The organism is Streptomyces bottropensis ATCC 25435 (assembly GCF_000383595.1).
Classification (GTDB): Bacteria; Actinomycetota; Actinomycetes; order Streptomycetales; family Streptomycetaceae; genus Streptomyces; species Streptomyces bottropensis.
This window is the reverse complement of the sequence record NZ_KB911581.1, coordinates 2,380,452-2,401,921: the sequence shown is the minus strand read 5'-3', so window position 1 is coordinate 2,401,921 and position 21,470 is coordinate 2,380,452. Positions and strand designations below refer to the sequence as shown.

Below are 21,470 nucleotides of genomic sequence, written 5' to 3'. Positions count from 1 at the left end.
GCCGGGGCGCAGTGCCGGTTCAGTCCTGGTTCAGCCCGTGTGGACGCTCGGGTCCGGCTCCTCGACGGCGCGTAGTTCGGCGTACTCCCGGGTGCCGTAGAGCTGGAACGTCAGCAGCGCCTCCCGGCGCAGCGCGCGGGCGCCGGGCCGGTCGCCGAGGAGTTCGTGGAGGCGGGACAGATCGCGCAGGGTGCGGGCGCGGAAGACCGGATGCCGCAGCCGTGTCCACAGGTCCAGTGCCTGCCGGAGACAGGCCGAGGCGTGGTCCACCCGCCCCTGTGCGAGGTGCAGTTCGCCGAGGGTGCGCAGCACCAGAGCCTCGCCGAACCCGTCGTCCAGCTCCCGGCACACCCGTAGCGCGCCGAGGAGCGCGGGCAGCTCCGCGTCGTCGGGCTTCAGCCGGAAGCGGACCTTGGCCAACGCCTGTACGGCGTACGCCTCCATCAGCCGGTCACCCGCCGATCGCAGGAGGTCGAGCGCCTGCGAGCACCGTTCCTCCGCGCGCGTCAGGTCACCGGCCGCGCGGTGCACGAGTCCGATCGCCCGCAGGGCCAGCCCCTCACCCCGCCGACTGCCGAGGGACCGGTAGATCGTGAGCGCCCTGCCGAGGTGGACCGTCGCTTCGTCGAAGTTCCCCTTCTCCCGCAGGATCGACCCCAGGTCGTAGCGGGCGCCGGCCGCCCCCGCGGCGTCCCCGAGTTCCTCGAACGCGGACAGGGCCTGTTCCAGACAGGCCGTCGCCTCGCCGAAGTTGCCCTGCTCCCGGCCGGCGACGGCGATCCCCGCGAGGGCCGTGGCCCGGCCGCCGAGGTCGTCCAGGCGTACGAACCCGGCCAGAGCCTCGCGGAAGTGGCGTTCGGCCTCGTCGAACCGGTCCTGTTCGTAGCGCAGTTGTCCGAGGCCGGTGAGCACCACGGCCTCCCCGCGCGCGTTCGCCGCCCGGCGGGCCGCGGCGAGGGCGGCGTCGTGGGTGCGCTCCCAGTCCTCGAACTGGTTGTTGACCCGGAAGGAGGCCTGGACGAGCGCCGAGGCCAGGTCGCACGCCTCCTCGTCGAGGTCGAGGCGCGCCGCCAGCACCACCCCGGCGACCAGCGAACCGTGCTCGGCGTGGAGCCACGCGCGCGGATCGGCGAGCAGCCTCCCGCCCAGTCCCAGGTCGGCGTCCTCCGCGGCCCCCTGGGGCGCGAGGTGCGGCACCCCGGTGGGGTCGAGGTCCCCGGCCCGGCGGGTGAGCGCGAGCCAGGTACGCAGCAGCCGGGACAGCGCCGAGGTCCGGTCCTGGCGGGTCTCCTCCCGCTCGGCCCGTTCCCTGGCGTACAGCCGGACCAGGTCGTGGAAGCGGTAGCGAACACGGCCGGTGCGGTCCGCACCCAGCGGCTCCAGCAGATGGGCGTCCGCCAGCCGGTCGACCAGACGCTCCGCGTCGGACACGTCGATGCCGGCCAGCGGGGCGGCCACCCAGGGCGCGAGGTCCGGTGACTCCAGCATCCCGAGCCGGCGGAAGACCAGCCGTTCCGCCGCCGGCAGCGCACGGTAGCTGACCTCGATCCCGGCCCGTACGTCCAGGTCCCCGGAGGCCATCTCGTCCAGCCGGACGTGTTCGTCTCGGAGCCTCTCGGCCAGGGCGCCGAGCGGCCAGGCGCTGCGGGTGCCGAGCCGGGACCCGGCGATACGCAGGGCCAGCGGGAGCCCGCCGGACAACTGGGCGATCTCGGCCGCCGCCTCGGGCTCCGCCGTCGTCCTGGCGGGACCCGCGAGCCGGGCCAGGAGCTGCACGGCGTGGGTGAGGTCCAGCACCTCCAGGCCCACCCGCTCGACGCAGTCCAGGCCGTGCAGGGCCTTCCGGCTGCTGATCAGCACGGCGCTCCCGCTGCCCGCGCCCGGGAGCAGGGTGCGCACCTGCTCCTCGGTGGCGGCGTCGTCCAGCACCACGAGCACCCTCAGACCGGCCAGCACCGTACGGAACGCGGCCGCCCGTTCGGGCAGCGAGGAGGGGACCTGGCCCGGTCCGACGCCCAGCGCGCGCAGGAAACCCGCGAGGACCTCGGCGGGGTCGGCCGCACGGGCCGGGTCCCCACCCCCCAGTCCGGCGTGCAACTGCCCGTCGGGGAAGGCCGACGCGACCCGGTGCGCCACGTGCAGCGCCAGGGCCGTCTTGCCGACACCCGCCATCCCGTGCACGACACAGACCCGGCCGTGTTCGCCGCCCTCGCGCAACGCGGCTTCCAGACGGGCCGTTTCCCTCGCGCGTCCGGTCAGCCACTTCGGCGGGGCCGGCAGCTGCACGGGAGCCGGTGCCCCGCCGGGCTCGCGCCTCGTGCGCATCCCCCACCGTGCACGCGTCTCCCCCACGCCGCCGCCTCCGGCGGGCCGGTCGGCCACCAGCAGCCGGGCGTTCACCTCCCGCAGCTCCGGGCCGGGTTCGATACCCAACTCGGTGTGCAGCAGACGACGGCCGTCCCGGTACACAGCCAGGGCGTCCGCCCGGCGTCCGCAGCGGTCCAGGGCGATGATGAGCTGCACCCGTAATCGCTCCCGCAGCGGATGTTCGGCCACCAGCCCGGTGAGGTCGCCCACCAGCTCCGCTCCCCCGCCCAGTTCCAGCCGCGCGTCGAGCACGCGCTCCACCGTGGCCAGCCGGATCTCCTCCAGCCGCGTCGCCTCGGCCTGGAGCACCGAGGTCGTCGGAGCGCCGAGCGCGGGGCCTCTCCAGAGCGCCAGCGCCTCCTCGAAGAGGTCCGCGGCACCGCCGTGTTCGCCCCGGGCCGCTTCCGCGTGCCCTCGTTCCAGCAGCGCCTGGAACAGCTGCAGATCCAGCTGTCCCTCCTGCGGTTCGAACACATAGCCGCGGGGACGGGTCTTGATCACCTCTCGGGTGTCCGGCCTGTGGAGCACCTGTCTCAGCTTGAGGACATACCCCTGCACCAGCTTCGCCGCCGACGCCGGTGGCCGGTCCCCCCACACGGCGTCGACCAGCCGGTCGACCGACACCAGCTTTCCCGCCTCCACGAGCCCGGCGGTGAGCAGCGCGGTCGGCTTGGGCGGGAACGGCGGCAGCCGCTGCCCGTCGAGCCACACCTCGACCGGCCCCAGCACCCGGAACTCCACCTGTCCCCCACGGCTCCCGATCACCGTGGCGCACCGGTCCTGTGCGCCGTCACTCGAAGCCCTCGGTGTCCACGATGCTCGTCCTGCTCACCCGGCGCCAGACATACACCGGCCAGGGGGTGGGAATGGCCGAACCCCACCGAGTGCGGTGGCGCGGGTCCCGCACAAGAGGGCCGGGCAGACGGCTGCGCCGAACTCAGGGCTCTGGTGGGCCGGTCGAGGAGGCGGGCGTCGATGACCGCTGTCCGAGATGGCGACCTGGGCGCGGCCGGTGGCGGCGTAGCGGCGTGTGGCGAAGTGGGTGAGGACGTCGTCCTGGTCGCCGGGGGCGACGCACACCATCCGGCCGTCCTCGGTGGCGAACAGGACGCGGCGGTTCTCGAAGCGGGCGAAGAGGTCGCTGGGCACCTGCCGGGGTACGGGGTCGGGCTCGTCGTACTTCTCCGGCCCCTCGGCGACGGCGACCGCGTGCGCGCGGGACAGGCGCAGCCCGAACCGCTCCGAGCCGGCCGCGAGGTGACCGGGGTCGCCGCGTCCGCGCAGGAGGTCGTCGATGAACTCCCGACGGGTGGCCGCCTCCTTGCGGACCACTAGCCGCTGGGCGCGCTCGTAGCCGTCGGCGAAGGCGTCCACGGCCTGCTCGATGACGGCGAGCGCGCTGTCCGGGTCGGTCGCCCGCGGCCGGTTGTCCCGGCCGGCCACGAGGTGCGCCCGCAGGGCCGCCGGCCGTGTCCGACCTCCGCCGCCCGCGCGCCGAGCGCCCGCCGCGACTCGATCTCGTCCCGCGTCGGGCGACGGCCGGTGGGCGCGGCGCCCGCGAGGACCCGCTCGAAGCCGTCGAGGAAGCCCTGCCCCGGGCCGGCCCCGGCCTGTCCACGCCCGCTTCCCGGCTCAGGCCGCGGCCCGCCGTACGACCTCGGCGACCTCGTAGCCCGCCTCGACGATCGCCGCGCGTACAGCCCCGTCGTCGGCCATCTCGCCGCGTACGGTCACCAGGCCGGCCCGTACGTCGACATCGACCTCGCTCACGCCGGGCACCGCGGCGACCTCCTCGGTGACGCTCGTGGCGCAGTGGCCACAGCTCATCCCGGACACGGTGAAGTACTTCTCGGCCATGGGTCGCTCCTGTCCTCGGGCGGCCCGGTGACCGTGCCGTCGGGGGCGCACGGGCCGCGTGGCACCAGGTACGGCGGACCACCCCCCGACGTTCACTCCCGGCCCGTAAGTGACCGGCAGGTAACCCATCCGATTTCAAGGTCACCCCAGGGAGGGCAAGGTCACAGCCGCGCCCCCTGCTGCTCCTTTGCGCCTCTGGCCTAGCATCCGAGCATGACGGTCCTCCCTGACGACGGGCTTGAGCTGGCCGCCGAGTTCCCTGACACAACCCACGAGCAGTGGCAGCGCCTCGTTGCGGGCGTGCTGCGCAAGTCGGGCAAGGACGTCGAGGGCACTCAGGCCGAGGAAGCCCTGTCCACCGCGCTGGAGGACGGGCTGCGCACCCGTCCCCTCTACACCGCGCACGACACCGCGCCCCCTGCTGGTTTCCCCGGATTCGCGCCCTTCGTACGAGGAGGCCGGGCCGCGGGCAACACCGACGGCGGCTGGGACGTACGCCAGCGGCACACGACGGCGGACCGCGACGCGGTCCTCGCCGACCTGGAGAACGGCGTCACCTCTCTGTGGCTCGTGCTCGGCGAGGCCGGTCTCCCGGTGTCCTCGCTCGGCCGGGTCCTCGACGGCGTGTATCTCGATCTCGCGCCGGTCGTCCTGGACGCGGGCGCCGAGACCGAGCCCGCCGCCGATGAGTTGCTGCGCCTGTACGCCGAACGGGGCGTCGCCAAGGAGGCGGCACGCGGCACCCTGGGCGCGGACCCCCTCGGCCACGAGGCCCGCACCGGGCAGACCTACGACTTCGCGCCCGTGGCCGGACTGGCCCGGCTGTGCGCCGAGGAGTACCCGGGGCTGCGCGCCCTGACGGTGGACGCCCTGCCGTACCACGAGGCCGGCGGCTCGGCCGCGCAGGAGCTGGGTGCCTCGCTGGCGACCGGTGTCGCGTATCTGCGGGAGCTGACCGGGGCCGGGCTGAGCGTCGAACAGGCCTGTGCCCAGCTGGAGTTCCGGTACGCCGCGACCGCCGACCAGTTCCTGACGATCGCCAAGCTGCGAGCCGCGCGGCGGCTCTGGGCCCGGGTGGCCGAGGTGTGCGGGGCGCCCTCGGCCGGGGCGCAGATCCAGCACGCGGTGACCTCGCCGGTGATGATGACGCGCCGCGACCCGTGGGTGAACATGCTGCGCACGACCATCGCCACGCTGGCAGCCGGGGCGGGCGGCGCCGACTCCGTCACCGTGCTGCCCTTCGACCACGCCCTCGGACTGCCGGACGCGTTCGCCCGGCGTATCGCCCGCAACACCTCCACGATCCTCGTGGAGGAGTCCCACCTCGCCCGGGTCATCGACCCGGCGGGCGGCTCCTGGTACGTGGAACGGCTCACCGACGAACTGGCCCACGCGGGCTGGGAGTTCTTCCAGGAGATCGAGCGCGCGGGCGGCCAGGCGGCGGCCCTGCGCTCCGGCGCCGTACGGGAGCGCCTCGCCGAGACCTGGGCGGCCCGCAGCGCGAAGCTCGCCCAGCGGCGCGAACCGGTCACCGGCGTCAGCGAGTTCCCCCATCTGGCCGAGAAGCCGGTCGTCCGCGCGCCCGCGCCCGAGCCGCCGTCCGGCGGTCTCCCCCGCGTCAGCCGTGACGAGACGTTCGAGGCGCTGCGCGCCCGCTCGGACGCCCACCTCGCCGCGACGGGCTCCCGCCCGCGCCTCTACCTGGCGTCCCTGGGCCCCGCGGCCGCCCACACCGCGCGGACGACCTTCGCCGCCAACCTCTTCCAGGCGGGCGGCATCGAGCCCGTCACCGAGGGCACGTTCGAGGAGAGCGGTGCCACGGAGGTCTGCCTGTGCTCCAGTGACGCCGTCTACGAGGAGCGGGCCGCGACATCGGCGGCCGGGCTGAGGGCCGCCGGTGCCTCGCACGTGTTCCTCGCCGGCCGTCCCGCCGAGTACACCGGTGTGGACGGTTTCGTCTTCGCCGGCTGTGACGCCGTGGCCGTGCTGTCCGCGACCCTCGACCGTATGGGAGTGTCCCGATGACCGTCCCTTCCGTCCCCGACTTCTCCGGGATCGAGCTGGGTTCCCCGGCCGTCGGCGGCGGTGCCGACGAGTGGCGTACGGCGGTGAAGAACGCGGCGGGCGGTGACGACCTGCTGTGGGAGACCCCGGAGGGCATCGGGGTCAAGCCGCTGTACACCGGTCAGGACCTGGAGGGCCTGGACTTCCTGGGCACCTACCCCGGCATGGCGCCGTACCTGCGCGGCCCGTACCCGACGATGTACGTCAACCAGCCCTGGACCATCCGGCAGTACGCGGGCTTCTCCACGGCGGAGGAGTCGAACGCCTTCTACCGGCGCAACCTGGCGGCCGGTCAGAAGGGTCTGTCGGTCGCCTTCGACCTGCCCACCCACCGGGGCTACGACAGCGACCACCCCCGGGTGACGGGTGACGTCGGCATGGCGGGCGTGGCGATCGACTCGATCCTCGACATGCGGCAGCTCTTCGACGGCATCCCGCTGGACCGGATGACCGTGTCGATGACGATGAACGGCGCGGTGCTGCCCGTGCTCGCGCTCTACATCGTGGCGGCGGAGGAACAGGGTGTGCCGGCCGAGAAGCTGGCGGGGACCATCCAGAACGACATCCTCAAGGAGTTCATGGTCCGCAACACCTACATCTATCCGCCGAAGCCGTCGATGCGGATCATCTCCGACATCTTCGCCTTCACCTCGCAGAAGATGCCCCGCTACAACTCCATCTCCATCTCCGGCTACCACATCCAGGAAGCGGGCGCGACGGCCGACCTGGAGCTGGCGTACACGCTCGCGGACGGGGTGGAGTACATCCGGGCGGGCCGGGAGGCGGGGCTGGACGTGGACGCGTTCGCGCCCCGGCTGTCGTTCTTCTGGGCGATCGGGATGAACTTCTTCATGGAGGTCGCCAAGCTGCGGGCGGCCCGTCTGCTGTGGGCCAAACTGGTGCGGCAGTTCGATCCGCAGAACGCCAAGTCGCTATCCCTGCGCACCCATTCGCAGACCTCGGGCTGGTCGCTGACCGCGCAGGACGTCTTCAACAACGTCACGCGGACGTGTGTGGAGGCGATGGCCGCCACCCAGGGCCACACCCAGTCGCTGCACACCAACGCCCTCGACGAGGCGCTCGCCCTGCCCACCGACTTCTCGGCGCGCATCGCCCGCAACACCCAGCTCCTCATCCAGCAGGAGTCCGGCACGACCCGGGTCATCGACCCCTGGGGCGGCAGCTCCTACGTCGAGAAGCTGACCTACGACCTCGCCCGCCGCGCCTGGCAGCACATCCAGGAGGTCGAGCAGGCGGGCGGCATGGCCAAGGCCATCGACGCGGGCATCCCCAAGCTGCGCATCGAGGAGGCCGCGGCCCGCACCCAGGCCCGGATCGACTCGGGACGGCAGCCGGTCATCGGCGTCAACAAGTACCGCGTGGAGACCGACGAGCAGATCGACGTCCTCAAGGTCGACAACTCCTCCGTCCGCGCCCAGCAGATCGACAAGCTCCGCCGGCTGCGCGCGGACCGCGACGAGCAGGAGTGCCTGGCCTCGCTGGACGCGCTCACCCGGGCCGCCGGCGGCGAGGGCAACCTGCTGGAGCTGGCGGTGCGGGCGGCCCGCGCCAAGGCCACGGTCGGCGAGATCTCCGACGCCCTGGAGAAGGTGTACGGCCGGCACGCGAGCCAGATCCGTACCATCTCCGGCGTGTACCGCAACGAAGCAGGCGAGTCCCCGAACGTGGAGCGCACCCGGAGCCTGGTGGACGCCTTCGGCGAGGCCGAGGGCCGCCGGCCGCGCATCCTGGTCGCCAAGATGGGCCAGGACGGCCACGACCGGGGCCAGAAGGTGATCGCGACCGCCTTCGCCGACCTCGGCTTCGACGTGGACGTCGGCCCGCTGTTCCAGACCCCGGCCGAGGTGGCCCGGCAGGCCGTCGAGGCGGACGTGCACATCGTCGGGGTGTCGTCGCTGGCCGCCGGGCACCTCACCCTCGTACCGGCGCTCAGGGAGCAGCTGGCCGAGGAGGGGCGGCCGGACATCATGATCGTGGTCGGCGGGGTGATCCCGCCGCAGGACGTGCCCACGCTGCTGGAGATGGGCGCGGCGGCCGTGTTCCCGCCCGGGACGGTGATCCCGGACGCGGCGCATGACCTGGTGAAGAGGCTGTCGGACGACCTCGGGCACGACCTGTGATCGATGTCGACGCCTACGTCAAGGGTGTGCTCGACGGGAAGCGGGCGGTCATCGCCCGCGCCATCACTCTCGTCGAGTCCACTCGGCCCCAACACCGCGCGCTGGCGCAGGAGTTGCTGACCGCGCTGCTGCCGCACAGCGGCCGGGCCCGGCGGATCGGGGTCAGCGGGGTGCCGGGCGTCGGCAAGTCGACGTTCATCGACGCGTTCGGCACGATGCTGACCTCGCTCGGGCACCGGGTGGCGGTGCTGGCGGTGGACCCGTCGTCGAGCCGTACGGGCGGCTCGATCCTCGGCGACAAGACCCGGATGGAGCGGCTGGCCGTCGACCCGGCGGCCTTCGTGCGGCCCTCGCCGACGGCCGGGACCCTCGGCGGGGTCACCCGGGCGACCCGCGAGTCGATCGTGGTGATGGAGGCGGCCGGCTACGACGTGGTGCTCGTGGAGACCGTCGGCGTCGGCCAGTCCGAGACGGCCGTCGCCAACATGGTCGACTCCTTCCTCCTCCTCACCCTCGCCCGCACCGGCGACCAGCTCCAGGGCATCAAGAAGGGTGTCCTGGAGCTGGCCGACGTGCTCGCCGTCAACAAGGCGGACGGCCCGCACGAGCGCGACGCCCGTACGGCGGCCCGTGAGCTGGCGGGCGCCCTGCGGCTGATGCACGGCAGGGACGCGGCCTGGACGCCGCCGGTGCTGAGCTGCAGCGCCCGCGAGTCCACCGGCCTGGACGCCGTGTGGGAGCGCCTGGAGCAGCACCGCACGCTCCTCGACTCCACCGGCCGGCTCGCCGCCAAGCGCCGGGACCAGCAGGTCGACTGGACCTGGTCGATGGTCCGCGACGAACTCCTCGGCCGGCTGCGCACCCACCCCGGCGTACGGTCCCTCGCTCCGGTCCTCGAACAGCGCGTCAGGGACGGCGAACTGACGGCCACGCTGGCCGCCGAGCGGATCCTGGAGGCGTTCGGGGACTCCGGCCCGCAGGAGTAGACGGGCTCCGCCCGTCCCGGCGGGGGCGCGCCCGACGGCCGGGCGTATGTGTTCCGTGGTGTCCGGCCGGGGCCAGGTCCCCCGGACGGACCGCTCCGGTTCACCCGGCTGAGCGCCCCGAGTGGTGGCGGATCGTGATCCGGCTGACGGTGGATCACGTCGGAGCCGGGTCAAGTCAGCTGACGAAGCACCAGCTGCCCGGCTGTGGCGGAAGGACCATCAGATGCGTTCTGCTCGCATGCTTCTCGCTACGGCGGCGGCCACCGCCGTCCTCGCCATCACCGCGCCCGGCGCCTACGCCGACGGTGACCAGTGGGACCACGAGGACCATGGCTACAGCAAGGAGCACGACAAGGACAGCAGCCACGACGGACCGCGCGGCGGGGTTCACACGGGTGGCGGTGCGTTGACCTCGCTGAACACCGAGGGTGACTGGAGCTCCGAGCGGGGCGCCAAGCCCGACGCGGGGGGCTACGACAAGGAGGAGGCCACGAAGGACGGCCAGGAGAAGGAGTCCTGGAAGGACGAGCAGGACAAGGGCTCCTGGAAGGACGAGGAGGAGGGGGCCTGGAAGGGCGACCACGACAAGCCGCGCGGCGGTGTGCACACCGGTGGCGGCGCGCTGGCCTCGCCCGCGGTGACCGCCGGCGGGATGGCCGTCCTCGCGGTGGCCGGTACGGGCATGTACGCCCTGCGGCGCAGGAAGACCGCCGGAAGCGCGGCCTGAGCCCATGCCGGGCGCGATACCTGGCGCGATAGCGGCCGCGGCCGCCACACCGTGTGTCGTGTGGCGGCCCGGCCGGCGTTCCGGGATGTCCCCCGACCGTCCTGTGCCCGTCCGTCCGTTCCGCTGCCGTACCTGGTGAGGTGGTGTCCGATGGCAGCCCGCCCTACTCCCCCCGGTACCGGTCCGGTGCCGGCCCGCCCGAGCGCCCGGGTCAATACGACCGCGTTGTGCGCCGTGGGCCTGATGATCCTCGTGGTGAGCCTGTTCGGCGGTGAGGACTCCTCGACCGACGCCTCCCGCCCGCCGAACGCCCGGCACGCCCCGCAGGCCGCCCCGCCCTCCTCGGCCGGGCAGGACCGCCCCGCCGAGCCGCCGGCACGTCGGCAGCGGGAGAGCGGGTCCCGGCCGGTCCGGCTGCTCATCCCGAAGATCCGGGTGAGCGCCCCGTTCGTCCCTCTGTACGTCGGCCGTTCCGGTCAGTTGGAGGCTCCGCCGGCCGACGACGTGAACCTCGTGGGCTGGCACGCCGAGGGCGCCGCCCCCGGGGAGACGGGCACCTCGATCATCGCCGGGCACGTCGACACGAAGACCTCGCCTGCCGTCTTCGCGGGGCTCGGCCAACTGGAGAAGGGGGACGTCTTCCACGTCGTACGCGCCGACCGCGAGCGGGTGTCCTTCGTGGTCGACGCCGCCGAGACGTTCGAGAAGGACGACTTCCCCGACAAGCGGGTGTACGCCGACGCGTCCCGGCCGGAGGTCCGGCTGATCACCTGTGCGGGCGACTACGACCGCAGCGTCATGGACTACACGAAGAACCTGGTGGTCTTCGCGCACCGGACGTGGTGACGACCCGCCGCCGGCGGCGGGCGCCGACCAGCCGGCCGGACGCGGAGACAGAAGGCGCTCCCCACCCGTGAATTGAACAGTGAGCGACCGGCTGTCCAAAAACCGGCACTGAAGTGACCAAGAACCATTCAAGGGTCAGCCATGATTGATCAACACTCGTCCATGATTCGGCATCTTGAACGTTTGAGCGTTTAGGCCGGACGTACGTTCCTGCCCGTGAATCCTGACGCAGCACCCCACAGCGGCGACGCCGCCGAGGCGACCGCCACCGGCGCCGACGCACCGATATCCCACGCGAAGCCTCGCGGCCGACGCTCACTCCTGCGCGCCGCGCTGGCCGGCACCGCCGTCGTCGGCGGCGGCCTCGCCGTCGGCGCCTTCCCGGCGAACGCCGAGCCCGTCACCCGCTCCACCCGCTCGCACTCCACGCCCCCCACCCCCAAGCGGCCGAGCACGGCGGACGAGGCACTGAAGGAACTCTCGAAGGGCAACCGCCGTTGGCGGACCCTGCACGAGCGGCACCCCGACGAGGGTTACGCCGTGCGCAAGGCCCTGACGACCGGTCAGGAGCCGTTCGCCCTCATTCTCGGCTGCATCGACTCCCGCGTCCCCCCGGAGCTGGTCTTCGACCAGGGCCTCGGCGACCTGATGACCGTGCGCAGCGCGGGCGAGGTGCTGGACCAGTCGGTGCTCGGCAGCGTCAAGTACGGCGTCCTCGAACTGAACATCCCGCTGGTCGTGGTGCTCGGCCACCAGTCCTGCGGGGCCGTGAAGGCCGCCGTCGCGGTGGACGAGAGCGGTGAGGAGCTGCCCAGCGGCATCCAGTACATCGCCGACGAGATCGCCCCGGCCATCGACCACAGTGTGACCGGCGACGCGCGGGTCGCGGCGACGATCGACGCGAACGTCCGGCTCGTCCGCTCCAAGGTCGTGGCCGACCCCGACGTCGCCGCCAGGCTCAAGGCCGGCAAGGTGGCCGTCGTCGGCGCCCGTTACGACCTGACGACGCAGCGGGTGCATCTGCTCAAGTAGCGCGCACGCCCGCCCGGGGCGACAGGCCCGGGCGGCAGGAAGGCGGCTCCGGTGGACCACCCACCGCCGGAGCCGCCTTCTTCTGTGCGGTCGCGGGCGCGCGGCCCGGGACTCGCCCGCCCGCCGGCTCAGCCCTCGACGAGGGTGATGTCCTGCTGCCGCACCGCGTGGAACCTGGGCAGCGGCAGGCCGCCGCCCGACAGTTCGGTGACGGTGGCCTCCACCCGGGCGGGGCCCGGCAGATAGCGGCCCGGCTCGGCCCTGTCCGTGTTGGTCCAGGCGTGCTCGGCGCCGTCACAGACCGCCGACGACCCGCCGACCCCTTTGCGGACCCTGCTGTCGCCCTGCTGGAGCGAGGACGAGACGAACACGGGGCCGCTGCTGCCGAGGCAGCGGTACGTGCCGGACAGGGTGAGGGTGCCGTCCGGGGCGACGTACCCGGTGGGGTCGATGGTCACCGTCTCGGACGAGTCGTACGCGGCACCGGCGGACGCAGCGGCGCCGAGCAGCAGCAGCGCGGCACCGGCGACGGCGCCGAGCACGCGCGGGACCTGCGGAAAGGCCGGGGACAAGGGCATGGGATACCTCCTGGGAACGGGGTTTTCAGAGGTACCGGCCCGGCCGGTGCGCGCCCGTGATCGTCACCCCCGCGTCGGCGCGTCGGTTGCGCCGTCCTCACTACCGGCCGCGGCCCGCGCGCCGGGCGTTGTGTCCGCGTCCTGTCACGGCACGTCCGGGTGCTGTCACGTCTCGCGGAACCGTGTGGCCATGAGGTCCCGGCGCGGGCATGGTCTGGGGTGCGAGGCGGTGCTCGCCGCCGGCACTCACCACGACGTGGAGGTGCGCCATGTGTGCTCACCAGCCCCTGTGCCCCTCGATCGACAGCACGGACCGCGACGCCGCGCACATCGTCGCCTTCCACCCCGAGCAGGGCTGGAACCTGCTGTGCAACGGGGCGATCGTCTTCGACGACACCGGTGAACTCCTGCCCGACGGCAGCGTGGTCGCCCCGCACCGCCCGGCCTTCGGCCACCTGGCGACCGCCGCCTGAAACGCCCTTCCGTTCGCGGCGGAACGACGCACCCTGCGTGACCAGCGGTGATACCGGCGACCTAAAATGATCAACGTGTCGGAACAGCACGCACCTCGTTCGCTCATCGTCACTTTCTACGGCGCCTACGGCCGTTCGGTGCCGGGACCCGTGCCCGTCTCCGAGCTGATCCGGCTGCTCGCGGCGATCGGTGTCGACGCACCCTCCGTCCGCTCCTCGGTGTCCCGGCTGAAACGGCGTGGCCTGCTGCTGCCGGCCCGTACGGCGGCGGGGGCGGCCGGGTACGCGCTGTCGGACGACGCGCGGCGGCTCCTGGACGACAGCGACCGGCGGATCCACGCGCCGGCGGCCGAACAGGACGACGGCTGGGTCCTGGCGGTGTTCTCGGTGCCGGAGTCGGAGCGGCAGAAACGGCATGTGCTGCGCTCCCGGCTCGCCGGACTCGGCTTCGGCACGGCCGCCCCGGGCGTGTGGATCGCGCCGGCCCGGCTGCACGAGGAGACCCGGCACACCCTGACCCGGCTGCGGCTCGACCCGTACGTGGACCTGTTCCGGGGCGAGCATCTGGGGTTCGCGGCGACCGCCGAGGCCGTGGCGCGATGGTGGGACCTGTCCGGGATCGCCAAGCGGCACGAGGCGTTCCTCGACCGGCACGCGCCCGTGCTGCGCGGCTGGGACCGCCGCGAGGACACCCCGCCGCAGGAGGCGTACCGCGACTATCTGACGGCCCTGGACTCCTGGCGGCACCTCCCGTACGTCGACCCGGGGCTGCCCGCCGCGCTGCTTCCGGCGGACTGGCCGGGGGTGCGTGCGGCGGCCGTGTTCCGGGCCCTGCACGCGCGGTTGCGGGACCCCGGGGCGGCATTCGCGGGGGTGGACCCGCGCAGGGGCCCGGGGCGCCCGGGGCACGGGGCGCCGGGCGGGACGGTCTGACCCGTCGGGCCGCCGAGCGCGGGCAGGACGGCGGTCCCCCGTGTCCTCGCCGGCACGCCCGGCGTGACTCGGTCACGGGCGTTCGACAAGGCCGTAACGACGGGATCGGCCGGGCGCGGCGGAGCGTTGCCGTGGGTAGACCGGCGGCAACGGGGCCGAAGGTCCCCCGCGGCGCCCGCCGAGCGGCTTTGCCGGTGCTCGCCGTACCATTCATCACGTTGAAAGCAGGACGAGCCATGACCTGCTCCATGAACGGACCCGCCGCCTTGCAAGAACCCTCCGCCCCCGCCTCCTGGCGCATCGCGCTGCCGCACACCGCCGCGGCCGTGCCCGTGGCCCGTGCACTGGTGCGTACGGCGCTGACCGAACTGGAGCACGGGGCGGACTGCGACACGGCGGAGCTGCTCACGGCGGAGCTGGTCGCGAACGCGATCGAGCACGCGGCCGGTGACGGTCCCATAGAGCTGGTGGTGGAGCTGGTCCCGACCGGCTGCAAGGTGGAGGTCCACGACCCCGACCCGGCGCCCCCGGGCGATCTGACCGCTCCGGGCCACCTCGACCCCGACCCCTGGCAGGAGCACGGCCGCGGACTGCTTCTCATCCGCGCGCTCAGCTCGGCGTGCGGCCACCGCCCGACGGACTCGGGCAAGGCGGTGTGGTTCAGGCTGCCGACGGTGCCGCCCCAGCGCCGCCACGTGTAGCGGGGCCGCGCGGGGCTCAGCCCAGCGTCGCCACCAGAACCGCCTTGATCGTGTGCAGCCGGTTCTCCGCCTCGTCGAAGACGACCGAGTGCGACGACTCGAACACCTCGTCCGTCACCTCCAGCGAGTCCAGCCCGTGCATCTCGTGGATCTCGCGCCCCACCTTCGTGCCGAGGTCGTGGAAGGCCGGCAGGCAGTGCAGGAACTTGACGTCCGCGTTGCCGGTGGCCCGCAGGACGTCCATGGTCACGGCGTACGGGGACAGTGCGCCGATGCGCTCGTCCCAGACCTCCTTGGGCTCGCCCATGGAGACCCAGACGTCGGTGGCGACGAAGTCGGCGCCCTCGACCCCCTCGTGGACGTGCTCGGTGAGCGTGATCCGCGCCCCGCTGATCTCCGCGAGCTTGCGCGCGTGGACGACGATCTCCTCGGCCGGCCAGTAGTCCTGCGGGGCGACGATCCGGACGTCCATGCCGAGCAGGGCCCCGGTGACCAGGTACGAGTTGCCCATGTTGAAGCGGGCGTCGCCGAGGTAGGCGAAGACCGTCTCGTGGAGCGGCTTGGCGCAGTGCTCGGTCATGGTCATCACGTCGGCCAGCATCTGGGTGGGGTGCCAGTCGTCGGTGAGGCCGTTGTAGACCGGGACGCCGGCGTACGCGGCCAGCTCCTCGACGTTGGCCTGGCTGTCCCCGCGGTACTCGATCGCGTCGAACATCCGGCCGAGCACCCGCGCGGTGTCCCGTACGGACTCCTTGTGGCCCATCTGGGAGCCGGAGGGGTCGAGGTACACGGTCCGGGCCCCCTGGTCGGCCGCGGCCACCTCGAACGCGCAGCGGGTGCGTGTCGAGGTCTTCTCGAAGACGAGCGCGATGTTGCGGCCGCGCAGGTGCTGGGTCTCCGTCCCGGCCTTCTTGGCCGCCTTCAGCTCCACGGCCAGCCCGATCAGCCCGCGGAACTCCTCCGCGGTGAAGTCCAGCTCCTTGAGGAAGTGGCGCCCGGCGAGGGCGTGGGGAACGGTCGCCATGGGGCGCTCCTGGGTCGACGGGACAGGGTCAGCGTAAGGAAGACTGGAAGTCTATACGATGTTCCACATTTCTATACGGGCGCATGTCCGGGCGGACGGAGGGACGGAGGGACGGAGGGACGGCCGGACGGAGGGACGGCCGGACGGCCGCATGCCGTAGGGCCGGCCGCCTATACGGCCGATCTCTCCACCGGGCAGCTCATGCAGCGCGGCCCGCCCCTCCCCCGCCCCAGCTCGCTCCCGGGAATCTCGATCACCTCGATGCCCTGCTTGCGCAGATGCGTGTTGGTGGTGGCGTTGCGTTCGTAGGCGACGACGACGCCGGGCTCGACGGCGAGGACGTTGCAGCCGTCGTCCCACTGCTCACGTTCGGCGGCGTGCACGTCCTGCGTGGCGGTCAGCACCCGGATGGAGTCCAGGCCGAGCGCGGCGGCGATCGCGCGGTGCATGTGCTCCGGCGGATGGTCGGTGACCTTGAGCTCCTTCTCGCCGACGCCGGGTTCGATGGTGTAGGAGCGGAGCATGCCGAGTCCGGCGTACTGGGTGAAGGTGTCGCCGTCGACCATGGTCATGACGGTGTCGAGGTGCATGAAGGCGCGGCGTTTCGGCATGTCGAGGGCCACGATGCTCTGCGCGGAGCCGGCGGCGAACAGCTTGTGGGCGAGCATTTCCACGGCCTGGGGGGTGGTGCGCTCGCTCATGCCGATGAGGACGGCGCCGTTGCCGATCACGAGGACGTCGCCGCCCTCGATGGTCGAGGGGTAGTCGGCCTGCCCCTCCGACCAGACGTGGAACGTCTCGTCGCGGAAGAGGGGATGGTGCCGGTAGATCGCCTCGAAGTGGACGGTCTCGCGCTGACGAGCGGGCCAGCGCATGGCGTTGATGGAGACCCCGTCGTATATCCAGGCGGAGGTGTCGCGGGTGAAGAGGTGGTTGGGCAGGGGGTCGAGGAGGAACTCGTCCAGCTCCATGACATGGAAGCGGACGGAGGTCGGCTCCATGTGCGCGTCGAGGAACTCGCGCTTGGTCATGCCGCCGATCAGCGCCTCGACCAGCTCCGTCAGGGGAAGCGACTCGAAGGCGGTCCTGAGATGGTCCGTGGCGAGCGGGCCGTACTCCTTCTCGTCGAAGACCCGGTCGAGGACCAGCCCCCGGGCGACCGGGATCCGCATGGCATCGGTGAGGAGGTCGCCGAAGAGGTGGACGGCGACCCCCCGGTCGCGCAGCACGTCGGCGAACCCGTCGTGCTCGGCGCGCGCCCGGCGCACCCAGAGCACGTCGTCGAAGAGCAGCGCGTCCTTGTTGCTGGGGGTGAGCCTTTTGAGCTCTAGATCCGGCCGGTGCAGGATGACGCGGCGCAGCCGCCCGGCCTCGGAGTCGACGTGGAATCCCATGTCCTCATCCTGACCATTCGGGCGCGTGTTCACCCGCCGGTCGGCCGAATCGGAATCCTTCCATCTCGTCCCCTTGACGATAAGAGGCCGTCCCATTATCGTCTGAGTGACATTAAGCGGGGTCGATCAGTCATCACGAGGGGGATCATCCATGGCCGACATCACCAGACGTCTCGGCTGGCGGCATCTGCGCGGCGCGCCCACCGCGCACATTCGCCACCACCGCTCCGGGCGGCTCGTGCACGACGGCCCGGGGCTGAGCTTCTGGTACCGGTCGCTGAGCGCCGCGCTCTCCGAGATACCGGTGGACGACCGGGAGCTGGCGATGACCTTCCACGCCCGTACCTCCGACTTCCAGGACGTGGCGGTGCAGGCGACGGTCACCTACCGGGTCAGTGACCCGGCGATCGCCGCCGTCCGCCTCGACTTCTCCGTCGACCCCGACACGGGCGTCTGGCGCGGGGCACCCCTGGAACAGCTCTCGACGCTGCTGACGGAGACGGCCCAGCAGCACGCACTGGACGTCCTGGCCCGGACGACACTGGCGTCGGCCCTGGTCGACGGCGTCGCGGCGGTCCGGGAGCGGGTGGCGAGCGGGCTGGCGGCCGAGCCCCGGCTCCCCGCCACCGGGATCGAGATCGTGGCCGTACGCGTGGTGGCGCTGCGGCCCGAGCCCGAGGTGGAACGCGCGCTGCGCACGCCCGCCCGGGAACAGATCCAGCAGGAGGCGGACCGGGCGACCTACGAACGGCGGGCGGTGGCCGTCGAGCGGGAGCGGGCCATCGCCGAGAACGAGCTGGCCAGCCAGATCGAACTCGCCAGGCGGGAGGAGCAGTTGGTCGAGCAGCGGGGGACCAACGCACGGCGGGAGGCGGAGGAGAGGGCCTCGGCGGACGCGGTGAAGGCAGGCGCGGAGGCGGCCCGGACGGTACGGCTGACCGAGGCGGAGGCCGAGCGGACGGTGAGGCTCGCGGAGGCGGAGGCCACGCGGAGCGTGAAGCTGGCCGAGGCCGAGGCGCAGCGGCAGGTCAGGCTCTCCGAGGCGGAGGCGCGTGCCGCGCGGGCCGTGGGTGCGGCGCGGGCCGAGGCACAGGCGGCCTGGCTGCGGGTGCACGCCGAGGTGGACGCGGCGACGCTGCACGCGCTGACCGCGACACGGCTGGCGGAGAACCTGCCGCGCATCGAGAGCGTGACCGTCTCGCCGGACGTGCTGACCGGGCTGCTCTCACGGCTGGGCGGGGCGGGCGGCGGCGGGGACGCGGCGTGAGTCTCGCCCCGCGGGTGGTGCTGGTCCATCGCACCACCGAGTACGAGGAGTTGGTGGCCCGGCACGGGACGCACGGCCAGGCAGCCTTCTTCCTGCGGTCCCGGGGGCGGGACATCGAGGACGTGGCCGAGCGGCACCGGCGCGAGCGCGGGGCGCTGGCGGAGGTCACGGCCTCGGTGCCGCTGACCTGGCGTCAGGCGCGGGTCGAGCGGGGCGACCTGGACCGGTTCCTGTTCGCCCCCGAGGACGTCGTGGTCGTGGTCGGGCAGGACGGGCTGGTGGCCAATGTCGCCAAGTACCTCGCGGGGCAGCCGGTGGTGGGGATCAACCCCGACCCCCGGCGCAATCCGGGGGTGCTGGTGCGCCACCGGCCCGATCAGGCGGGCAAGCTGCTCACCTCCTCGCAGCACGGCGTGGGGTCGGACGAGCTGACCATGGTGGAGGCCGTCGCCGACGACACGCAGCGGCTGGTGGCGCTCAACGAGATCTACCTCGGCGCGGCGGGTCACCAGACCGCCCGGTACCGCCTGGGGTTCGACGGCGACAGGGGTGCCGTCGAACCCCAGGCCTCGTCCGGGGTGCTCGTCGGGACGGGGACCGGGGCGAGCGGATGGATCCGGTCGGTGTGGCAGGAACGGGCGAGTGAGCTGGCGTTGCCCGGGCCCGGCGAGGACCGGCTCCTGTGGTTCGTGCGCGAGGCATGGCCCTCGCCCGCCACCGGGACGTCGCTGGTGGCGGGACAGTTGGCGGCGGCCGCCCGGCTGTGCCTCACCGCCGAGTCGGACCGGCTCATCGTCTTCGGGGACGGGATGGAGGGGGACGCGCTGGAGCTGACGTGGGGGCAGACGGTGCGGGTGGGGGTGGCGGGGGTCCGGTTGCGGCTGGTGGGCTGACACGGTGGGTCGCCCCCCGCCGCCCCTACCCGTCCCATCCCCAGGGGCTGCGCCCCTTCGACCCCCGTCCGCGGGTTCGGTGGGGCTTCTCGCGCAGTTCCCCGCGCCCCTGAAAGGGCCACAGGGCCATCAGGGGCGCGGGGAACTGCGCGAGCAACCACGCACCACCCGCAGCCGCCGACCGAACCGCGCCCCCGAGCTCTGAAGCGGCCCCGTCACTCGGCCCCGTCGGCAGACGTGGGCACCGACGCGGCGCCCTTGCGGCGCTTGCGGTGGGTGTAGGCGACCACCGCCTCCCACAGGTCGCGGCGGTCCACCTCGGGCCAGGGGTCGTCGGTGAAGTGGAGCTCGGCGTAGTGGGCGTGCCAGGGGAGGAAGTTGGAGGTGCGGATCTCGCCGCTGGTGCGCCACAGGAGGTCCACGTCCGGCAGGGCGTGGTGGGGCAGATGGGCGGCGAAAAGCTGCTCGGAGACGCGCGCGGGGTCGACCTCGCCGGCCACCGCGGCACGGGCCAGCGCCGCGCCCGCGCGGGCCAGTTCGGCACGCCCGCCGTAGTTGACGCAGACGTTGAAGGTGAGGCCGGTGCGGTGGCGGGTGGCGTGCTCCTGGGCCCGCAGAACCTCCACCACGTCCTCCGGGAGGCCGTCGGGGGAACCGACCCAGCGCAGACGTACGTCGTGGTCGAGGAGTTCGCCGTCGAGGAGTTCGGCGCGCATGATCGCGAAGAGTTTGGAGACCTCGTCGGGCGACCGCTTCCAGTTCTCGGTGGAGAAGGCGTAGACCGTCAGATGGGCGAGACCGATCTCCAGGGCGCCCTGGACGACGTCCCGCAGGGCGACCGCTCCGGCCCGGTGACCCTCGTCACGGGGCAGCCCGAGCCCGGTCGCCCACCGGCCGTTGCCGTCCATGACGATCGCCACGTGCCGCGGGAGATGAGCCTCGGGTATGGCCGGCGGGCGGACACCGTCGCGGTGCGGGCGCGGCGGCAGCGGCGGTTCGGCGATCCGCGTGGTGCCCGGCCCGGTGCCGTCGGCCAGGGCCGGTGCCGGCGCGTCCGGGGCCCCGTCGGCGGACGGTGTCGTACCCGCGCGGGCCCCGGCCGCCGTCCTCTCCGGGGAGTCGCCCGGCGGCAGCGTCAGCCGCCACACCACGGCCGCCCGCGCCCGCGCCGGGCCGAGGATGCGCCATTCGACGTGCCGGGGAACCCGAACCGGCCGGTGCAGGACGGCCGATCCGGCCCGGACGATCGCGTCCAGCTCCGCGCCGAACAGCTCGACCGCGCTGTCGAGCACGATGGCGGGGCCCAGCGGCAGCGTGTTCCGCAGCGCCCGGCGGGAGTTCTCCAGCCATTCACGGGCCTGGCCCGCGAGGTGCGAGACCAGCCCCCGGACGGCGGGGGTCCACTCGCGGGACAGCAGCTCGGCCGGTGTGACGTGGAAGCGGTCGAGGACCTCGGCGGGGAACCAGACCTGCCCGGCGTCGAGGTCCTCGGGGAGGTCGCGGAGCATGTCGGTGAGGAACAGGCCGTCCACGAAACGGGTGAAGCCCGGAAGGTCGCGCAGGCGCACGGGGACGGGCAGCCCGGACCGGACCAGCATCCGCATCAGCTGCTCGGGCCAGCTGACGTTCTGGGCGTGCGCGCGCTCCCGCCACTCCTGCCAGGTCGCGACGCCCTCACGGCCCTCGTCCCGCCCGACCGCGTCCAGAGAGGCCAGCAGGTCGCCGAGGTCGAGCCCCCAGTGCCACACCGCGTCGGTCAGCGCCCGCCGGACCGGGTCGTCGCTGGTGCCGCTCGACAGGTCCGACTCCAGCGCGGCCCGCCACTGTTCGAGCCGGCGGGCGCGCTCCTGCGGGGTGCCCTCGGTCGAGTCGACCAGGTCGTCGGCGGCGGCGAGGGCGGCGTACAGAGCCCAGCAGGCGGGGCGTACGGCCGGTGGCATCAGCTGCATCAGGGCGTACTCGGTGGGCCGGGTCGAGCGGACCAGGCGGCGGCACTCCTCGTACGCGGCGTCGAGTGCCGATCGCTCTCGCCCGGACCGGGTGACGGACCGCGTGATGCTGCGACGCATGGGAAACCCCACATACCTTCGAATGGGACCGATGGGACCGACTCGGGTGACAGCGATCGCCTGCGACTGGCTGCGATCACTTTCCCCCGAGCACTGCCGGAACCGCCGGAACCATTCG

18 protein-coding genes are annotated in these 21,470 nt (G+C 73.0%); 11 read left to right on the top strand and 7 right to left on the bottom strand.

Annotated elements, in window-relative coordinates; genetic code table 11:
• Positions 1-30: 30 nt before the first annotated feature.
• From STRBO_RS0110585 to STRBO_RS0110575, 3 genes are all read right to left on the bottom strand, one after another.
• The gene (locus STRBO_RS0110585) at positions 31-3,132 is read right to left on the bottom strand and encodes an AfsR/SARP family transcriptional regulator (protein ID WP_245170584.1); all 3,102 of its coding nucleotides are present in this window, start codon (positions 3,130-3,132) and stop codon (positions 31-33) included.
• A gap of 63 nt (positions 3,133-3,195) precedes the next feature.
• Positions 3,196-3,810 (bottom strand): CdaR family protein, encoded by a 615-nt coding sequence (locus tag STRBO_RS0110580; RefSeq protein WP_005481811.1) that lies wholly within the window; start codon positions 3,808-3,810, stop codon positions 3,196-3,198.
• Positions 3,811-3,999: 189 nt separating this feature from the next.
• Positions 4,000-4,224: a heavy-metal-associated domain-containing protein gene (locus STRBO_RS0110575; RefSeq protein WP_005481809.1), complete on the bottom strand. Its 225-nt coding sequence runs from the start codon at positions 4,222-4,224 to the stop codon at positions 4,000-4,002.
• 213 nt (positions 4,225-4,437) lie between these two features.
• Between STRBO_RS0110575 and STRBO_RS0110570 the strand changes: the two genes are divergently transcribed.
• The 6 genes from STRBO_RS0110570 to STRBO_RS0110545 all read left to right on the top strand — a co-directional run bounded on the left by STRBO_RS0110570 (position 4,438) and on the right by STRBO_RS0110545 (position 12,020).
• Complete coding sequence (locus STRBO_RS0110570; RefSeq protein WP_005481807.1) at positions 4,438-6,249, top strand: methylmalonyl-CoA mutase family protein; 1,812 nt, start codon at positions 4,438-4,440, stop codon at positions 6,247-6,249.
• The gene (gene scpA / locus STRBO_RS0110565; protein WP_005481805.1) at positions 6,246-8,429 is read left to right on the top strand and encodes a methylmalonyl-CoA mutase; all 2,184 of its coding nucleotides are present in this window, start codon (positions 6,246-6,248) and stop codon (positions 8,427-8,429) included. The genes STRBO_RS0110570 and scpA overlap by 4 nt, the downstream gene beginning before the upstream one ends.
• Positions 8,426-9,415, top strand: coding sequence for a methylmalonyl Co-A mutase-associated GTPase MeaB (gene meaB / locus STRBO_RS0110560; RefSeq protein ID WP_005481803.1), 990 nt, complete (start codon positions 8,426-8,428; stop codon positions 9,413-9,415). Before scpA ends, meaB begins: the two co-directional genes overlap by 4 nt.
• A gap of 223 nt (positions 9,416-9,638) precedes the next feature.
• Positions 9,639-10,142 carry a hypothetical protein gene (locus STRBO_RS0110555; RefSeq protein WP_028796575.1) on the top strand — a complete coding sequence of 168 codons (504 nt, stop codon included), beginning with the start codon at positions 9,639-9,641 and terminating at the stop codon, positions 10,140-10,142.
• 150 nt (positions 10,143-10,292) lie between these two features.
• Positions 10,293-10,988: a class F sortase gene (locus tag STRBO_RS0110550; protein WP_237547451.1), complete on the top strand. Its 696-nt coding sequence runs from the start codon at positions 10,293-10,295 to the stop codon at positions 10,986-10,988.
• 216 nt (positions 10,989-11,204) lie between these two features.
• Positions 11,205-12,020, top strand: a complete 816-nt coding sequence (locus STRBO_RS0110545; protein WP_005481798.1) for a carbonic anhydrase — start codon at positions 11,205-11,207, stop codon at positions 12,018-12,020.
• Between the two features lie 128 nt (positions 12,021-12,148).
• Here STRBO_RS0110545 and STRBO_RS0110540 read toward each other — a convergent pair whose 3' ends face one another.
• Positions 12,149-12,598 carry a DUF6299 family protein gene (locus STRBO_RS0110540; protein ID WP_020114169.1) on the bottom strand — a complete coding sequence of 150 codons (450 nt, stop codon included), beginning with the start codon at positions 12,596-12,598 and terminating at the stop codon, positions 12,149-12,151.
• A 269-nt stretch (positions 12,599-12,867) separates the two neighbouring features.
• Here STRBO_RS0110540 and STRBO_RS0110535 point away from each other — a divergent pair, with 269 nt between their 5' ends.
• The 3 genes from STRBO_RS0110535 to STRBO_RS0110525 all read left to right on the top strand — a co-directional run bounded on the left by STRBO_RS0110535 (position 12,868) and on the right by STRBO_RS0110525 (position 14,705).
• Entirely contained in the window at positions 12,868-13,071 is a 204-nt protein-coding gene (locus STRBO_RS0110535; RefSeq protein ID WP_005481796.1) for a DUF5999 family protein, read from the top strand.
• A gap of 66 nt (positions 13,072-13,137) precedes the next feature.
• Entirely contained in the window at positions 13,138-14,004 is an 867-nt protein-coding gene (locus STRBO_RS0110530) for a PaaX family transcriptional regulator (RefSeq protein ID WP_005481795.1), read from the top strand.
• Positions 14,005-14,252: 248 nt separating this feature from the next.
• Complete coding sequence (locus STRBO_RS0110525) at positions 14,253-14,705, top strand: ATP-binding protein (protein WP_028796574.1); 453 nt, start codon at positions 14,253-14,255, stop codon at positions 14,703-14,705.
• 16 nt (positions 14,706-14,721) lie between these two features.
• Here STRBO_RS0110525 and argF read toward each other — a convergent pair whose 3' ends face one another.
• Positions 14,722-15,729 carry an ornithine carbamoyltransferase gene (argF, locus tag STRBO_RS0110520; protein WP_005481793.1) on the bottom strand — a complete coding sequence of 336 codons (1,008 nt, stop codon included), beginning with the start codon at positions 15,727-15,729 and terminating at the stop codon, positions 14,722-14,724.
• 170 nt (positions 15,730-15,899) lie between these two features.
• Complete coding sequence (locus STRBO_RS0110515; RefSeq protein ID WP_020114167.1) at positions 15,900-17,123, bottom strand: arginine deiminase; 1,224 nt, start codon at positions 17,121-17,123, stop codon at positions 15,900-15,902.
• A gap of 151 nt (positions 17,124-17,274) precedes the next feature.
• Between STRBO_RS0110515 and STRBO_RS0110510 the strand changes: the two genes are divergently transcribed.
• Entirely contained in the window at positions 17,275-18,390 is a 1,116-nt protein-coding gene (locus STRBO_RS0110510; protein WP_005481790.1) for an SPFH domain-containing protein, read from the top strand.
• Positions 18,387-19,283: an inorganic polyphosphate/ATP-NAD kinase gene (locus STRBO_RS0110505; protein WP_020114166.1), complete on the top strand. Its 897-nt coding sequence runs from the start codon at positions 18,387-18,389 to the stop codon at positions 19,281-19,283. The genes STRBO_RS0110510 and STRBO_RS0110505 overlap by 4 nt, the downstream gene beginning before the upstream one ends.
• Positions 19,284-19,498: 215 nt before the next feature.
• Here STRBO_RS0110505 and uppS read toward each other — a convergent pair whose 3' ends face one another.
• Positions 19,499-21,352, bottom strand: coding sequence for a polyprenyl diphosphate synthase (uppS, locus tag STRBO_RS0110500; RefSeq protein ID WP_005481786.1), 1,854 nt, complete (start codon positions 21,350-21,352; stop codon positions 19,499-19,501).
• Positions 21,353-21,470: the final 118 nt, after the last annotated feature.

What these genes read in the sequence shown, in the direction of transcription:
- STRBO_RS0110550 (WP_237547451.1), top strand. Translation starts at nt 10,293, where the DNA reads ATGGCAGCCCGCCCTACTCCCCCCGGTACCGGTCCGGTGCCGGCCCGC.
- STRBO_RS0110530 (WP_005481795.1), top strand. Translation starts at nt 13,138, where the DNA reads ATGATCAACGTGTCGGAACAGCACGCACCTCGTTCGCTCATCGTCACT.
- argF (WP_005481793.1), bottom strand. Translation starts at nt 15,729, where the DNA reads ATGGCGACCGTTCCCCACGCCCTCGCCGGGCGCCACTTCCTCAAGGAG.
- STRBO_RS0110515 (WP_020114167.1), bottom strand. Translation starts at nt 17,123, where the DNA reads ATGGGATTCCACGTCGACTCCGAGGCCGGGCGGCTGCGCCGCGTCATC.
- STRBO_RS0110575 (WP_005481809.1), bottom strand. Translation starts at nt 4,224, where the DNA reads ATGGCCGAGAAGTACTTCACCGTGTCCGGGATGAGCTGTGGCCACTGC.
- STRBO_RS0110540 (WP_020114169.1), bottom strand. Translation starts at nt 12,598, where the DNA reads ATGCCCTTGTCCCCGGCCTTTCCGCAGGTCCCGCGCGTGCTCGGCGCC.
- STRBO_RS0110510 (WP_005481790.1), top strand. Translation starts at nt 17,275, where the DNA reads ATGGCCGACATCACCAGACGTCTCGGCTGGCGGCATCTGCGCGGCGCG.
- STRBO_RS0110570 (WP_005481807.1), top strand. Translation starts at nt 4,438, where the DNA reads ATGACGGTCCTCCCTGACGACGGGCTTGAGCTGGCCGCCGAGTTCCCT.
- uppS (WP_005481786.1), bottom strand. Translation starts at nt 21,352, where the DNA reads ATGCGTCGCAGCATCACGCGGTCCGTCACCCGGTCCGGGCGAGAGCGA.
- STRBO_RS0110555 (WP_028796575.1), top strand. Translation starts at nt 9,639, where the DNA reads ATGCGTTCTGCTCGCATGCTTCTCGCTACGGCGGCGGCCACCGCCGTC.
- scpA (WP_005481805.1), top strand. Translation starts at nt 6,246, where the DNA reads ATGACCGTCCCTTCCGTCCCCGACTTCTCCGGGATCGAGCTGGGTTCC.
- STRBO_RS0110535 (WP_005481796.1), top strand. Translation starts at nt 12,868, where the DNA reads ATGTGTGCTCACCAGCCCCTGTGCCCCTCGATCGACAGCACGGACCGC.
- STRBO_RS0110525 (WP_028796574.1), top strand. Translation starts at nt 14,253, where the DNA reads ATGAACGGACCCGCCGCCTTGCAAGAACCCTCCGCCCCCGCCTCCTGG.